15 protein-coding genes and 1 pseudogene are annotated in these 15,639 nt (G+C 55.7%); 10 read left to right on the plus strand and 6 right to left on the minus strand.

Features of this window, described 5'->3' with window-relative positions; genetic code table 11:
• Positions 1–381 precede the first annotated feature (381 nt).
• The 3 genes and pseudogenes from FHS02_RS26390 to FHS02_RS26400 all read right to left on the minus strand — a co-directional run.
• Entirely contained in the window at positions 382–732 is a 351-nt protein-coding gene (locus tag FHS02_RS26390) for a DUF1840 domain-containing protein (protein WP_137316026.1), read from the minus strand.
• 78 nt (positions 733–810) lie between these two features.
• Positions 811–1,314: a hypothetical protein gene (locus FHS02_RS26395; protein ID WP_137316027.1), complete on the minus strand. Its 504-nt coding sequence runs from the start codon at positions 1,312–1,314 to the stop codon at positions 811–813.
• 59 nt (positions 1,315–1,373) lie between these two features.
• A pseudogene (locus tag FHS02_RS26400) lies at positions 1,374–2,039 on the minus strand (ATP-binding protein); the annotation flags it as partial.
• A gap of 102 nt (positions 2,040–2,141) precedes the next feature.
• Here FHS02_RS26400 and FHS02_RS26405 point away from each other — a divergent pair.
• From FHS02_RS26405 to FHS02_RS26445, 9 genes are all read left to right on the plus strand, one after another.
• Positions 2,142–2,822 carry a TnsA endonuclease N-terminal domain-containing protein gene (locus tag FHS02_RS26405; protein ID WP_217496856.1) on the plus strand — a complete coding sequence of 227 codons (681 nt, stop codon included), beginning with the start codon at positions 2,142–2,144 and terminating at the stop codon, positions 2,820–2,822.
• On the plus strand, positions 2,819–4,747 hold the full coding sequence (locus tag FHS02_RS26410) for a TnsB C-terminal domain-containing protein (protein WP_137316029.1): 1,929 nt from the start codon (positions 2,819–2,821) through the stop codon (positions 4,745–4,747). Before FHS02_RS26405 ends, FHS02_RS26410 begins: the two co-directional genes overlap by 4 nt.
• Positions 4,744–5,634, plus strand: a complete 891-nt coding sequence (locus FHS02_RS26415; RefSeq protein ID WP_137316030.1) for a TniB family NTP-binding protein — start codon at positions 4,744–4,746, stop codon at positions 5,632–5,634. The genes FHS02_RS26410 and FHS02_RS26415 overlap by 4 nt, the downstream gene beginning before the upstream one ends.
• Before the next feature lie 11 nt (positions 5,635–5,645).
• Positions 5,646–6,710, plus strand: a complete 1,065-nt coding sequence (locus FHS02_RS32210; protein ID WP_137316031.1) for a TniQ family protein — start codon at positions 5,646–5,648, stop codon at positions 6,708–6,710.
• A gap of 208 nt (positions 6,711–6,918) precedes the next feature.
• Positions 6,919–8,199 (plus strand): hypothetical protein, encoded by a 1,281-nt coding sequence (locus FHS02_RS26425; protein WP_137316032.1) that lies wholly within the window; start codon positions 6,919–6,921, stop codon positions 8,197–8,199.
• A gap of 239 nt (positions 8,200–8,438) precedes the next feature.
• A complete protein-coding gene (locus FHS02_RS26430; protein ID WP_137316033.1) occupies positions 8,439–9,848 on the plus strand; it encodes an AAA family ATPase in 1,410 nt (469 codons plus the stop codon).
• A 3-nt stretch (positions 9,849–9,851) separates the two neighbouring features.
• On the plus strand, positions 9,852–10,583 hold the full coding sequence (locus FHS02_RS26435; protein WP_137316034.1) for an HNH endonuclease: 732 nt from the start codon (positions 9,852–9,854) through the stop codon (positions 10,581–10,583).
• Positions 10,584–10,649: 66 nt separating this feature from the next.
• The gene (locus FHS02_RS26440) at positions 10,650–11,225 is read left to right on the plus strand and encodes a 3'-5' exonuclease (protein WP_137316035.1); all 576 of its coding nucleotides are present in this window, start codon (positions 10,650–10,652) and stop codon (positions 11,223–11,225) included.
• A complete protein-coding gene (locus FHS02_RS26445; RefSeq protein ID WP_137316036.1) occupies positions 11,210–11,818 on the plus strand; it encodes an HAD family hydrolase in 609 nt (202 codons plus the stop codon). The genes FHS02_RS26440 and FHS02_RS26445 overlap by 16 nt, the downstream gene beginning before the upstream one ends.
• Positions 11,819–11,827: 9 nt before the next feature.
• Here FHS02_RS26445 and FHS02_RS26450 read toward each other — a convergent pair whose 3' ends face one another.
• Genes FHS02_RS26450 through FHS02_RS26455 form a run of 3 tightly spaced genes read right to left on the minus strand, consistent with a single transcriptional unit; the run spans position 11,828 to position 14,329 of the window.
• Complete coding sequence (locus FHS02_RS26450; protein WP_175424908.1) at positions 11,828–12,670, minus strand: hypothetical protein; 843 nt, start codon at positions 12,668–12,670, stop codon at positions 11,828–11,830.
• Positions 12,597–13,082 (minus strand): type II CBASS E2 protein, encoded by a 486-nt coding sequence (locus tag FHS02_RS32215; RefSeq protein ID WP_137316038.1) that lies wholly within the window; start codon positions 13,080–13,082, stop codon positions 12,597–12,599. The genes FHS02_RS26450 and FHS02_RS32215 overlap by 74 nt, the downstream gene beginning before the upstream one ends.
• Entirely contained in the window at positions 13,082–14,329 is a 1,248-nt protein-coding gene (locus FHS02_RS26455; protein WP_137316039.1) for a nucleotidyltransferase domain-containing protein, read from the minus strand. Before FHS02_RS26455 ends, FHS02_RS32215 begins: the two co-directional genes overlap by 1 nt.
• 407 nt (positions 14,330–14,736) lie before the next feature.
• On the opposite strand from FHS02_RS26455, the gene FHS02_RS26460 reads away from it, so the two are divergent.
• Entirely contained in the window at positions 14,737–15,636 is a 900-nt protein-coding gene (locus tag FHS02_RS26460; protein WP_137316040.1) for a three-Cys-motif partner protein TcmP, read from the plus strand.
• The last annotated feature ends 3 nt before the right edge of the window (positions 15,637–15,639 follow it).

Below are 15,639 nucleotides of genomic sequence, written 5' to 3' on the forward strand. Positions count from 1 at the left end.
ATAGTGCTGCAACCAGTGTGAAAGTAGGTTATCGTCAGGCTGTTATATAGAAAAACCCCGCTAGCGTGTGCTGGCGGGGTTTTTTGCTTTGGAACGCATACTTAGCATTACGCCGGACTTGGCTCCAGTTCCCGGGTTTTAGTGCTCCGCCGGGCATTGCCCGACCTCGCTCTGGTTGTAATCGCTGCGGATTCGGACCGCAAAACCGGTGACAGGCACCAGTTTCTTGGAAATGTTTCAAAATAATAGGTGTCTGTCACCGGTTTTGAACTCATGCGTTGCATCCGGATGCACACTCGCTGAACCATTGAAAAAGCCCCTGTCCAGTGGCATGGCAGGGGCTTTTTGCTTGGTGTGCGGGAACGAAAGCGGTATGACGGCTCAGATTCCCCAGACGATGTTGTCGCCGCCATCCCGTGCCGCGCGCAGCATTTCCAGCAGCGGGTAGGCACGCTGCGCGAAGCCGATATGGTTTTTATCCGCCATTTCGGCTGTCTCATCCTCATCCTGGAGGTGATGCGCATGCGAATGGTTGGCATGTGCGGCATCCACTTCCGGATGCAGTTTGCTGAGGGCGACTTCCTGCTCGAGCAATTGCAACGCATGAGCAGCCTCGGCTGCCGTGATGACACCACGCGTGTGGTTCTTGTTCAGCACATCCAGGATCCGTTCGGCATGTTCCTGGTACATCGTGACCTCGGGCGAGGATTTGGATTTGAATGTGATTAACATGGCGCTTCCTGATATGTTGTTTTAGTGCTTCAACGATATCACGGTGTGCCAGGAGCCATCGGCGCGCACGCGATCGTTTCAGTCCAGCTTAAATGAACGGATGAAAGTGTCAATGTTCTCCGCCTCGACAGCATTGTCGGGCCCAACGACCACCACCTGATACGCCCGCTTCTCGCGCGCGACGAATCTGGCGTGCAACTGCATCGGCCGGCCGTTGTTCGCGCCATGCGCCTCGATGTCGACACCATCGTCCCGCGAGGCTTCCTTCGAAACACTACCGCCGATATTGCGCACCATGGACGTTTGCATCGCACGGGCGGCCTGCTCGGCTTGGGACGCATCCGCCAGCATGGCACTGCCGACGGCGAATACGGTACCGTCGACTTCGGCGGCCGTCATCGTCATCGATGTCTCGCGGCCGTCGAGCAAGACCTTGCGCGTATGGGTGGCTGGCTTGGCCGGGAACAGTACCGAATATCGTGCATCTGCCGCACGGTAATCGCGCCAGTTGAACTTCGGGCTGCAGGCGCTGACCGCCGTGGCGAGGGCCACTGCCAGCGGGATCGAAAGATGATGTCTCATGCACCGATGGTAGCAGTGTCGCGCGACCGGCGCCATCGCGGCGGTGCCTGGAACATGCGTCAGGAAGAGCGCAGGACGCGGCGGAACTGAACGGCCTCCAGAATGTGTTTGACCTGCACGGCGTCGGTACCGGCCAGGTCCGCAATCGTCCGCGCTACCCGCAGCACGCGGTGATAAGCACGGGCTGACCAGTGAAATTGCAGCATTGCTTTCTGCAACATCTCCTGTCCGCTGGGCTCCGGTTTGCAATAACGGTCGATCTCGCGTGAGCTCAGGTACCGGTTGCTCTTGCCCTGGCGGGCAAGTTGCCGCTGGAATGCTGCCTCCACCCTTGCCGCGATGACCTGTGAAGACTCGCCATCTTCGGCCGTGTGCAGGCTTTCCGTCGGTACCGGGCCGACATCGATCTGCATGTCGATGCGGTCCAGCAGCGGACCGGAAATACGCCCCTGGTAGCGGTCGATCGCATCTTGCGAGCATTTGCATTTGCCTGACTTTTGGCCGTGGTAGCCGCACGGGCACGGGTTCATCGCCGCCACGAGCTGGAAGCGCGCCGGAAACTCGGCCTGGCGGGCCGCGCGCGAAATCGTCACGCGGCCGGATTCGAGCGGTTCGCGCAGCACTTCGAGCACGCGGCGGTCGAACTCCGGCAATTCGTCGAGGAACAGTACACCGCAATGGGCCAGCGAGATCTCGCCCGGCCGGGGTACGCTGCCGCTGTCGATTCTATCTAAAAATGCGACTGTTACGCCTTGACGCTATAGCGGTTCGGGCGCACGATGAACACCTAACCACGCGACCGGCTCCACCTAATCAGACGACTGGCTATGGAAAAACAGGTAAATGCGAGACTGGATGAACTCAAGCCAGTGCGAAAAATTCGTTCGAACGGACGCTCCCTTACAGGGCGGCTAACTGTAGCTACCGGGCCAGGCGTAGCTTTCGAGTCGTCTCTGGAACGCGATTGGTTGATATGCCTCGACTTCAATCCGCAGGTGAAGCTCATCTTGGAGCAGCCCTTCACCGTCACCTATGAGACAGAGGGATGTACCCAGCGATATACGCCAGACGTCCTTGCGCAGTACGACGATGTCGATGGGCTTACACCAATCATCGTCTATGAAGTCAAGTTGCTCGAAGACTTGCGCAAGAGCTGGTCGAAGTACCGCAAGCGATTTTCAGCGGCCGTGTCATTCTGTCGCGAGCGTGATTGGCGGTTTAAGATCGTCACCGAAAAGCACATCCGTACCCCGTTCCTTGAAAACGCCAAGTTCCTGCGCACGTATAAGCGCAGTCCTGTCCAGCAGCTTTACAGAGACCAGTTGCTCTACAGCCTCAAGGCATTGGGACCGGCGACTCCACAGTCACTTCTGGCATTCTCGTATCTCCAATTCGAAAGCAAAATGGCGGCGTTACCGGAGCTTTGGCGCATGGTAGCTACCGGCGAGCTTGGGGCAGAGCTGTCGAAGCCGCTGACGATGTCGTCCCCGATTTGGATGCCGAAATGAGGAGTGATAATCGCATTCACAAAGCCTTTTATACGGCTGAACCAGGCCAGCTGGTGACTTCCGGAGGACGCCGGTATCGCATTACGCACCTCGTATCGGTCGACAGTGTTTTTGCTGTCGACTTGGAGACCAACGAGAGTACGCGACTGCGCATTGATACACTCGACTTCACGCCAGTCCTGGAAGATGCTGCGGCAAAGGCCGAGGTGCCGCGGAAAGACCTGGCGCAATACAGCGACGAGGAATGGGCGGAGGCTCAACGCCGGATGCAAGCCATCAAGCCGCTGCTCGATCGCCCAATGCGCCCTCGTTCCGAGACTGAGAAGATTGCTCAAGGTGTGGGTGTTCACGTTTCTACGCTGTACAAATGGCTCAAGGCGTACCAGCTGGCAGGCCACGTTTCTGCGCTCGTTCCCAGTAAGCCTGGACGTCGAACAGGGGTGCGATTGCTGACCGACGAGCAGGAAAAACTGATCGAGTCCGTCATCGCGGACGACTTTCTGACCAAACAGCGCAACAAACCCCAGCACATCGTCGACGAAGTCAATCGCCGGGCCCGGCTAGCAAAGATACCTGCTCCGCATGCCAATACGGTGCGTAATCGTCTCAAGTCGCTGCCAGCACGCCAGACGCTTCGCGAGCGAGGACGCCGCGATCTCGCTCGGGGGTTGTATGAACCCATCAAGGGAGAATTCCCAGGAGCAGACTTCCCGCTGGCCATCGTTCAGATCGACCATACCCCTGCAGACATCATCGTTGTCGATGAGGCTCACAGGCGGCCAATCGGGCGGCCCTGGCTGACGCTGGCGATCGACACCTATAGCCGAATGATTGTCGGCTTGTACCTGACGTTTGAAAAGCCCAGTTCCACGTCCGTTGCGATGTGCCTGGCCAATGCTATATGTCCGAAGCGAGAATATCTCGCGACGCTTGGCGTCGCCGGTGAGTGGCCTGTCTGGGGTGTGATGAATGTGCTGCACCTCGACAACGCCAAGGAATTTCATGGCGCTGTCCTAGAGCGCGGCTGTGAAGAGTACAACATTGATTTGCAGTGGCGGCGACCAGGGGTCCCCGAGGATGGTGGGACAATCGAGCGCATGATGGGAACGGTGGCCAATCAGGTACACAAGTGGCCGGGTACAACCTTCTCCAATCCGCAAAAGCGAAAGGGGTACGACTCGGAGGCTGAAGCTGCACTGACCTTGGCTGAGTTCGAGCGCAACCTGGTTGACTTCATCGTGAATGTGTACCACCAGCGTCGTCACGCCCAACTCGGAATGGCACCAATCAAGAAATGGGCTGATGGCGTGGCAGGCGACGCGACGCGACCTGGCAAAGGCATTCCGGCTGTACCAGCCGATCCCATGCGACTGCGGCTGGACTTCATGCCCATCTTCTACCGGTCGGTCCAGCAGTACGGCATCCAGATTGATCTCATCAATTACTATGACAAGGTCCTCAACCCTTATATCAACTCGACTGATCCAAATGACGAGAAGAAGCGCCGGCAGTTTCTAATTCGACGCGATCCGCGGGACATCAGCAAAATCTACTTCTTCGATCCACTGAGCGAAGGCTACGTGCAAATTCCGTATCGCGACATTGGACATCCTCCGATGAGCGCCTGGGAATTGAAGGATATTCAGCGCGAGCTTCGGGAGAAGGGCCGACGTGACATCGACGAAAATGCGATTTTCGAGGCGCTCGGACGCATGCGCGCGATGGTGGAAAGCGCCGTTCACAAGACCAAATCGGCGCGTCGGCAGGCGACCAGAAATCCAGCCAAGATGAAACACAGCCAGGATGGGCAGAAGCCGATCGAAGTTATCCTTGAGACCGAGCAGAAGCACAAGCAACCGGTGCTCGATGACGATCCCTTCGCGCAGCCAGTCGTTCCCTTTGACGATATATCGGTGTATCGATGACGACAGTCCTATCTCACCTTGCGCCTGATGCTATGGCCGCTCTTGAGCTGCCATCCGACGAACGGGATGACTTTTGCAAAAAAGACCGGTGGATCGGCTATGAAAGAGCGACGCAGATCATGCAACAACTCGATGAGGTGCTGCTCTACCCTCGTACACTACGCATGCCAAATGTGCTCATTGTTGGACAAAGTGGCAATGGCAAGAGCGCAATCCTCAAGCAGTTCTGTGACCGGCACCCTGTCCAGATCACCGCGGCAGGCGACCCCGTTGCGCCCGTGCTGCCAATCTCCATGCCTGAAACGCCAGACGAAGCAGAAATTTGGTCCGAGATACTTTGGGCCTTGGGCGTCTCCCACGGGGAGCGCGATTCCACCAAGGTCCCGAAGTCCAACGCAAAGTCCGTCATGAAGTATGCGAACATTCGTGTGCTGGCGATCGATGAGTTCAACAACCTGGTATACGCCGGCCGTCGTGCTGCTGACATCCTGGCATTGATCAAAGGGATCAGTAACGATCTCAAGATTTCCATTGTCGCAGCTGGCACCCAGGCAGCGATCAACGCGCTCAATTCCGAGCCGCAGATGAAGTCCCGCTTCGAGCCGGCAGCACTTGATCGGTGGCGTCTGGACACAACGTATCTTCGCTTCCTGGCCAGCTTCGAGCGCACCTTGCCCCTGGCTGAGCCATCGAACTTGGCCTCACGGGAACTGGCCCCGCTCATTTACGGTATCGGCGGCGAAACGATTGGTGGGACGGTGAAGCTTCTCAAGGCAGCGGCATGCAAGGCCATCGAGCTACAGCGCGAGTGTATCGACGCCGATGTGCTCAAGAAGGCCAACATTGTTCGGCGCGACGGCTGGGACGATGTGATGCGCCGGATATGACGAGATGATCGGTGCGCATTCACGTCGAACCATTTTCTGATGAGCTGCTAAGTGCATATCTGGTTCGGTGCGCGCATGTGCTTGGCATCAGTCCTTACCGCTTCATCAAGGCTAGCGTGCCTGGCTGGCCTGCCTGGACAAGAGATATCGATCGCATTTGCGAAGACGCCAAGTTGAGCGCCCTTGCAACCTGTATCGATGTAAGTCCATCGCGGCTGCGCGAGATGACGCTGTACCACGTGCAAAAGTGCCTTGCTGAGGCCCCTCGTGAGAGCCCTTTCGCTGTGACGACCCTGATCAACGCAATCGGCGCAAGAAGCCGCGAGCGTCGGTACGCTGGTTTGCAGTTCTGCCCGCTTTGCCTTCTTGAGAAGCCTACCTTTGTGCGGTCATGGCGTCTTTCGTTCATGACGATTTGCGATCAGCATATCTGCTGCCTATCGGACAGATGCTCTCGATGCGGATCGCAAGTCATCCCGTTCCAGTGCAGACAATCGCTCACCCGATGCTATCGCTGTGGAGGCATGCTATCGAGGATGGTCGACGTCAGCGTGGGGCGGGCACTGCTGTATGCGTTGCAGGCCCAGATGATGCTGTCCCAGGCGTTTGTTGAAAGTGTCCCGCTTGCTGGACGCCCGGTCTCACCGCCTGATTTTCTACGCGGTTGTGCAGTATTGCTGCATGCGATCAAGGCCTGCTTGCGCACGAAGCAGCTGACGGGGCCATGGGGAGAAGTCTCGGGTGAAGGACCGCGGTTAGAGTACCTTTCTGTGCAGCGCCGGGTGCAGTTGTTTGCGTTGCTGGGATGGCTCCTCGAAAATTGGCCAGAGCGGTGCATGGCGATTGCAAACCAGATCGGGCTACGTCAGATTCATTTCGAGCCTTGCGCGAACCGGCCGGCGTGGATCGTCGAGATTGTCGAACAGCTGACGCCACGCAGCCGGCCGCCTCGCAAGAGATGGACGGCGACACTGACGAAAGGGGTTCGCACGATAGAATCCAATGGCGGTGCATCCTGCCGGAGCGAACGCGCCGCAGTTCTTTTACGCGCTGTACGGGACTACCATGGGAACTGATCCAAAGTTTGGCCGCTTTTGCGACGAGTGCGGTAGCCTGTTCAAGAAAGCGCATCGCATCCACAAGTCGCGTGAATATTGCTCGACGTGTTATCGCAGGGTCTTTATCCGCGTTCCATGTGCCAAGTGCAATGCGACCGTTCGCGCTCACAAGAATGCGCAGGGTGCTCCCCTATGTCATGCGTGCGTAGCAGCAGAACGTGTGTGTATGCGCTGCACCAAGCCGGTCCCGAAAGCGGGTCGGCTCGTTGGAGAGCAGGCGGTCTGCCCATCCTGTGTACCGTACTTCAAGGACAAGGAGCATTGTGCCCAATGTGGCGCCGAGAGCAGCCGCCTGTCGACGATGCCGTCGGCAGGCATTGATGTCAAAATCTGTGAGAGTTGCCGAAACCAATACACCCATAAAACCTGTTCGGTTTGCCGGAAGTACCGAAAGGTCTCAGCGATCATTGACGGCAGGGCATACTGCAACGGGTGCCATGTCGATCCAGGCGTCAGCCATGCATGTCCGACGTGCGCCAGCCTAGTGTTTGGTGCGGGTCAGTCGCGTTGCCGCGCCTGTACAAACGAGGAAGCGATACAGCGTGAAGTCGCGCTGTCCCAGCACGTATTTGAGCATGCCTGGGCGGGCGACGTTTGGAATGCATTCGGGACCTGGTTGTATCAACGCGATCCTGGCAAGCCGCGCCTGCTGCACGTCCTTCGATCACATCAGCCGTTCTTCGAAAGAGTCGATGCAAACTTCCAATCGAGCGCTGAGCTGACTGGCGTTGCCCTGTTGCGCCTGTTCGGGACGGCGCAGTGCCGGAAGCATCTGCTTCCAATTCAGTTTTTACAGCAATCTCACGGCGTAGTCCTTGCAACCCAAGAGAAGACCCAATCAGCAGAGTCCGATCGCATTGCGTCCATCTTGGTGCAGGCACGTCGTGAACCGTGGGTTGGCGTGCTCGATGCTTACAGCGAGCATCTGGCCGCGGCCGGCCTTGCAACACGTACGTCGCGCATGTACCTCGCCGCTGCGGCCTCAGTGCTAAGAGAACTAGGCGTGATCGACCAGCCTTGGCCGCATAGCACGTTGGAAGGGTATCTTGCAAAGCATCCGGGAGCGAAAAACAACGTGAGCCGATTCGTGACCTTTTGCCGCGAGGTCCTCAGGTGGGACGTGCGGCTTGCAGAACCTGCGCCACTGGTTCGTCCGCTTGACGACCCTGCCAGATCGGTGAGCAAGTTAGCCAAGTCGCTGCGCAAAGCCGAAGCGGTTGGCGTCGCGAAGGCAAGCAAGAGACTCGTCGTGACCGTCCTGGTCACGGCGCTTGGGGTATCGGAAAAACGGTTCCAGTCCTTGAATGCATCTAACTTCGAACGACAGGCTGGAGCGATCACACTTCGTCTTGACGCTGAGCAGATCCTCTTGCCGCCTGAACTGGTGCCTTACGCTGAAAGACTCATGGTATTGAACGAGGGCACGCACGACACAGAGCCTGTCTAACTCAGTGATGCGCCGAGGCTACCGTCGTCTGGCCATGCGTGTCGTTCCACGGCAAGTCACTACTCCGTCTAGGCCAATTAGCGGATAATGCCATAGAGATTTCTATATTTTTGTGTGTCTATGTGAGGAACAATCTCAAAATATCGATGTACTGATATTTTTGGCGTGCTCTATCGATGTACTGATATCTAGCGACCTCATCTATTGTTTCAAATTAGCAAGATACTTAGGGTAGCGTAATGAGGCTTGAGTCACTCCGACTGAAAAATTTTCGAAGCTATGAAGATCGTGAATTCCTACTGCATCCACAGTTCAACCTGATCGTTGGCGAGAACGGAGCTGGCAAAACGTCAGTGCTTGAGGCTGCGTCTGTCGCAATCGGGTCATGGTTCCTGGGCATCAGGGGGTACGACTCGCGCAACATCCGTCCACGCGATGTCAGAATCGAGCGCGCCATGATTGAAGGCAGGTATCGAGAGCTAAAGCAGTATCCGGTCAGAGTAAGCGCTACGGCAGTTTTTCATCTTTGGGAAGCACACAGAGATGCGCAAAGCAATCTTGTCGAGGTCGTCCGAGCCGACGACTGCAAGTTGCGTTGGACGCGCTCAGTGGAGGGCGAGAACGGGCGAACTACACAGCAAGAAGCAAAGGAGATTCGGAAGCTCGCGGAGGATATGGCCAAGCGTGTTTATGGTAGGACTCCGCGCATCTTGCCACTGATCCGATACTTTGGCGCAGGACGTCTGTGGGAGTCGGTACGCGATACAGAAAAGAGTAAAGCGCAGCGTGCAGCAAAGTTACCTCAGGAGCTGGAAAATATTGATGACGTTCGAAAGGCCCAGGCCGAGCATGCTGAGCTATCCAAACCGTTTTATGGATACAAGTTTAGTGTCGACAAGCGATGCAGCGCCGATGAGATCATCAAGTGGATCGAGTTCGAGCGTCGTAATGAGTTAGACGATGAGGAGCCGTCCCAAGCCCTTGCATTGGTCTACAAAGCCATACTGTCCATGCTGCCGGATGCAAGGAGCGTGCGGTATCAGCTAAAACAAAAGTCCTTACTGATCGAGCTCAAAGACTGGCGCATGCTTCGCTTCGACGAGTTAAGTGATGGGTACCGAAACGTCCTGGCCTTAGCAGCAGACCTTGCGATCAAGGCCGCTATGCTCAATCCGCAATTGGCAGATCGTGCGCTCGAACTGACACCAGGTGTAGTGTTGATCGATGAGTTGGACTTGCACCTGCACCCCAAGTGGCAGCGACAGATCGTAGAGGCATTTCGCGAAACGTTCCCAATGCTTCAGTTCATCTGCACGACACACTCGCCATTTCTCATCCAGTCTCTTCGGTCTGGAGAGGAGCTGATCGTGCTCGATGGTCAGCCTGTAGCGCAGGTCAACAACATGGATATCGATGAGATTGCTGAGGGGCTGATGAATGTCCCTGAGACTGACGTCAGCCCGCGCTATGCTCAAATGAAGGACACCGCTCGGGACTATCTTGAAGCTCTTGAGCGAGCACCTATAGACGACCGTGCCAAGCTTGAGGCGTTCAAGGACCGCCTGGCCGAGGCGATAAGCCCCTACGCGGACAACCCTGCGTATCAGGCGCTCTTGGAGATGAAGCGCGTTGCCAAGCTTGGAGGGTAACGCATGCGACCGGTAAGACGTAATGTGTCGCCGGCAGGTGACTATAATCCCTATGCCAGTGCTCGGCCTGATCTCATTTCCCGTATAGGCAAGTATTGCAGCTACTGTGAACGGCCCATGCTGGCGAATCTCGCCGTCGAGCATATTCAACCGAAAGGGCTGCCAGCGTACGCTGCGCTGGAGTACACGTGGCACAATTTTCTACTCGGCTGCATCAATTGCAACTCGACAAAGAAGGATAAGGACGTGGTCTTGTCCGCCCACCTACTGCCGGACAGGGACAACACAGCGTACGCTTATGACTACACCCCCGATGGGAAGGTCGCACCGTCTGCTCAAGCTACGGCACTGGGCCTCTATAACAAAGCATTTCGGACGCTTAGGCTGACAGGGCTCCACAAGAGAATTTGCAAAGCGCTCGATGAGAACGGTAAGCAGGTGGCTGTAGACCGCGTCTCTCAGCGGATTGAAATCTGGGGACAAGCTGAGGAAGCCAAGGCTGACCTAGCGAACAATGACACCGACATACTGCGTAAATACATTGCAAAGCTCGCGCGCGAATCAGGCTTTTTCAGTATTTGGATGACGGTTTTTGCCAACGATATCGACATGCGACAGCGTTTGATTGATAGCTTCCCAGGCACGAGGGAGAGCGGCTGCTTTGACCCAGTCACCACGCAGCCGGTGACGCCGTCGCCGAACCACGACAAGCTAGCAGATGGCGGTAAGCTCTAGTCAATGGGCTGACAGGTCGACCAATCACGAGAGGCTGAGCGGTCGTCAATTTCTAAGGAAGAGCAAATGTTCCTTGTAATCGACTTGGAGGCGACGTGCAGCGATGATGGGACAATCGGCCCTGAGACTATGGAAATCATCGAGATCGGCGCATGCTGGGCTGACGAAACAGGAAGGGTTGCGAGCAGCTTCCAGAGCTTCGTCAGGCCCGATCGACATCCGGTACTTACCACGTTTTGCACTGGGCTCACTGGCATCGAGCAGTACCAGGTCGATACTGCACCACTGTTCCCTGACGCGGCCCAGTCATTGCGCGGCTTTGTGGCGCAGTTTGAGGCCACATCTATCTGGATGAGTTGGGGCGCTTTCGATCGAAAACAGCTTGATCGGCAGAGTGCCCATTACGGGCTGACATCTCCCGTTTCCATTCCCCATATCAATGCGAAAAAGCAGTTCGCCAAGCTTCAAAAAATCGGCAAGGAGATCGGCATGGCCCGTGCACTTGCTCTATGCGGGCTGACGTTCCTTGGCACACACCATCGCGCCGAAGATGACGCGCTCAATATCGCCCGTATGCTGCCGTGGGTCTTGGGACATCGACTGCTGCGCGATGAAAGACCGTCGATATGGCAAGCGAGCTGAATCACATCAAGGCCGTCGTATGCGACGTCTACGGTACTCTTGCAGAGATTCCTAACCGCAGCGCACCGTTCAGACAGTTGCTCCGCTATGCCAGGGAGCAAGGTTGTGTGCATGATCAGGCGGCGACAATGATCATGACCCATCCAGGCTCAGTGCGCGAGCACGCAACGAGACTTGGAATATGCCTCCCCGAGTCGGTCCTGACGCGTTTGGAAACAGCGCTTTCTATTGAGCTCGCAAGTGTTGCGGTATATCGCGATGTCAACCCGACTTTTAGCGAATTACGGAAGCATGGATATGCAATTGGCCTTTGCTCGAATCTGGCGGAACCATATGCCAAACCCATCACGGAGCAGATTGATATTCCCCTTCAATGCATTGCATGGAGCTTCGAGGTGGGTGCTATCAAACCTGATCCAGCCATTTATGCCTGGGTCGCGGAGCAGTTAGCCTGCCCTCTTGGAGAGATTATTTTCGTGGGCGACTCACAGGCGGCAGATGTAAGCGGCCCCGTTGAGGCCGGAATGAAAGCCCGTCGCATTCAGCGGCAGCAGGGCCAGTGTCTTGCCGATGTCTTGGCTGGACTACTTTGACTGGCGCGCTTATCTAATCCTAAGGTGAGTTTTTATTTGTTCCCACTCAATGCACAGGGCTTGTCGTTCCTTCAGGAAAATCTTCTCGGACAACGTGATAGCAGCCTGGGCCTTAGTTGCTTCATACTGGGTGATGTGCACAGCGGCAAGTATCCTAAACGATTCGTCGGGTGTTTGGAGGGCAAAAAGTTGTTCGAGCTGTTGATAGATTCGGTCACAGCGCCACTTGAACCAGACGAGGCGCACTCCACGCAAAATTATTTGTTCGGCCAGGACTAGCTGTACGATCATTATGACAAGCGACATAGTAGTCGCGCGGCTTGCCACGATGATAACAAGTACTGTAATGAACAAGACTGCGAATGGTATAAAGCGATTGATCATTTTTCCCAAGACGGCCCTTGTACATAATGAACTTTCGAGTGTTTGAGCGGCAGCGCGCTTAAGGGCATCTATCTCGTTATTATTGTAATAGCCAGCAGTTGATTCCGTGGTAAGTGGGCGATCGTAAGCTTTTCCCCAAAAATCGCTCAATCTGGCATCCAAAGCCCTCGGGTTTAGAATAAATCTCGATAAAACGTCCAGCAGGAACATGAACACAACAAATACGACGAAAGCAATCTGTACCCAATCAGCTACCCTAGGATAGCTAGTAGCATCGATAAAGGCGGTACCGAGCGAACAAGCTGTACTCAACCAGAAAAGCAAGCCACCATATCCTTCAGCCTTTTCGATAATCGAAAAGTAACGATCGCGGATAGGGTCGTGTCTAGCAGGGTTAGTCATCAGAATTCCGATCTCGTTTGCTCTTCGAAACGCCGTACCGTCGGCGGCGATCTTGAGGATGTTCACCCCCACCTTCCCAAACATCAGTGGCAAGCCAAACTTCGAAATACCACAGCCATTCCAGGGTCCACGGTACGAAGGTTTCGCTCAGCCTCATCTCCGGCTGCCACTCGTTAAGCCGTGGCAGATACAAGCAAAGCCGTGTTCCTTGGCGATCGGTAGGATAAATGTGTGGTATAGCCCGACCTTCTGCCAGTTCTTGCAGATCGGGCGATATGACATGCATCTCAGGACGTCGTCGTGGCCACACCAGCAGCTCACACGTATAGATTCGCGAAGCAGGCGATGGTGAAAGCGGCAGCCGATACATCACCGCTCGCCCTGACAAGAAGCGTCGCTCTGCACCGGGCAAGTTGATGTTCTCCACATCTATTGCCCGCATTGCCAGGTTCGCAAATTGTCGAGGTGGCTTTGCCATTACCGGCCAAAGAACGTATGCGACCGTGATGTCATCGGAACAATGATGCCTGACGTCGAGACAGCCTGCACTTGTCCACGTTGTCGCTGAGCCTGCTGCGCCCGTAGTTGGCCATCGATAGCAGCTTTGCTGGCCCTGTCTCCGAACGCACTCTTGACGAGCTTGCTAACCTGGTCAATGCCTTGCCGATCATCGATTGCATCGACAACAGCAGAGATATCGCTAACGAGTCTCGCATGCCACTGTCTGAAAACCGATTGACGAGTGCTGGACTCATTCATGGCACTGGCGAGATTGTCACCGGGGGCGGTTGGGTTATCAATGGTCCAGTATTCGCGATCTCCAACCGTTGTACGACGAATGTAATTTGGCATCGTCTTGACAATGTCCAGGAGCAGATCGAGTTCGTCTAGATGGGGTATCCGGGCCCGGTTCCGATATCCTTCACATGCAAGGGCAGTCAAGAAGATCGATGACGGCTTGTCATCTTTCGGTGAATCGACAGAGGCGAATGCTGCATCCCGGTGAAGCTTGATGAGCTGTATCAGACGGCATAACAGTCGACCGAACACCTCCTTTGCATCGGCCAAAGGTGCTACATCTGCCCGCTTGTAGTCCTCCGCTACCATATCCAAAACTACCCGCCCGCGGGTAAAGACGGCCTCGATCGATGCAACGTCATTGAACAGGCGAGTGAAGCCTTTAGGGTTTGTCGGGTTCAGCGTTTTCAAGTCACGGTCGGGTATGAGCCCATGAGATTCCCCATATATGGCAGTGAGCGAAGGGTGATCAATCACTGGCGCAATGTCAGCACACATCCCATCTGCGTACGTCAATGTTACGCAACGTGGCCAACGTTGTAACTCAAGCTTATGGCGTTCAGCATAGCGTTTTGTCGCGGAATACAATTTGTCGATGAGCACGCCTGGCTGGTTTGCCGCGTACCTACCGTACGAGCTGCTTGCAAAGCGGGCAACCAGATCAATGTCAAAGCCGTCGCCACTACGCATCGGCCGCACCAGCGTTCCGATCTCGCGTGAACCTTGCGGATGCACCTCGATGAGCAGTGACTCAAATTCTTCACATTCGACAAGGAAGTCGCTCGTGCTTGTGTATGAACGCTCCAGAGCTTGCAGCTGCGTAGCGGTCGGTTCCAGAGCCCGGCCGATGTGCTCGACCATCTGGAGAAAGTGGGACGTGGCGTTATTTGAATACTCGCGCGACCGCTCTACAAGGACTGCCGACATAGCTTCACCATGGACGTGGATTATGGAACTGGACTACCTATAACCGATAGTCAATTATACGTCTGGGAAACCTGTTTGGCTTCGCGGCATCACGTTCTGGTTCGGATTTTGTGCATTTGTCGGACCATAGCCGCGCGATTCCATGATGGGGTTGGTCAAGACCGCATTCAGGCTACGTATAGATCATTGCAATCTGTCAACGAGTGCATGTAGGATGAGCCATTTGTAACGGTCGCACAATGTTGTCTACTTGGGCGACGTGTTTTTCGCGTAGTCGGTGGCAGAGAAATGCGGATGAAGGAGGAGCAAAGTCGGAACACTTCTCTATGAATGCGTTATCCTGCCAGCTGTGACTTGAGCGCCGGCATCAGACGGGGAACCTACTTACCTACCCAGGAACGTGCATCATGACAAAACACGCCTTTGGCGGGCCATGGACCTTCGTCAAGCTCGAACTGCTCAAGCGCTACCTCAACTTCTACACCACTGCACTCCAGCGGCAGCCGTTCAAACGGGTGTACATCGATGCATTCGCCGGTACCGGAGAATGTGAGATCAAACTGCCCGACGGCAGCGTCTCGACGATCGAGGGCTCAGCGAAGATTGCTCTCGAAGTGACGCCTGCCTTCGATCACGTTCATCTGATCGACCTGAAGGCCAAACACGCGGCAGCGCTTCAGGTACTTGCTAACGCCGAGGATGCGGGCCGAGTGACTGTGCACAGGCAGGATGCGAACGCTGCGTTGCAATCGATCCTGTCGAGAACGAACTGGCAGTCGACAAGAGGGGTGCTGTTCCTGGACCCGTATGGCATGCATGTCCAGTGGAGCACCCTGGAGTCGATCGCGCGCACCAAAGCGCTGGACGTCTGGTACCTGTTTCCCTTGAGCGCGGTATATCGCCAGGCTGCCAAGGACATGAACAAGGTCGACGAGGCCAAAGCTGCCGCGCTGGACAGCGTTCTGGGAACCACGCAGTGGCGGGAAGAGTTTTACGCCGACACCAAACAAGAAAGTATGCTTGATGATAGTGGTTCGCGTCACAAGCGCACTGCTGGGACGGCCGACATCGCCAGCTTCGTGCACGCACGGCTGGGCAGTATTTTCAAGGGATGGGTGAGCGAGCCTGTCTTGTTGCCGGAAAACGGTCCGCCAATGTTCGCGTTGTTTTTCGCCGTGGCAAACCCTTCAGAAACGGCAGTCAACCTGTCGAACAAAGGGGCTCAGTACCTCTTCGGTATGCACAAGGCAAAGAAAATAGGACGGACAGCCGAGTCTGCGATAGGCCAGGACTCTCTCTTTGGCTGAGCA

The organism is Pseudoduganella umbonata (assembly GCF_014192225.1).
Classification (GTDB): domain Bacteria; phylum Pseudomonadota; class Gammaproteobacteria; order Burkholderiales; family Burkholderiaceae_D; genus Rugamonas; species Rugamonas umbonata.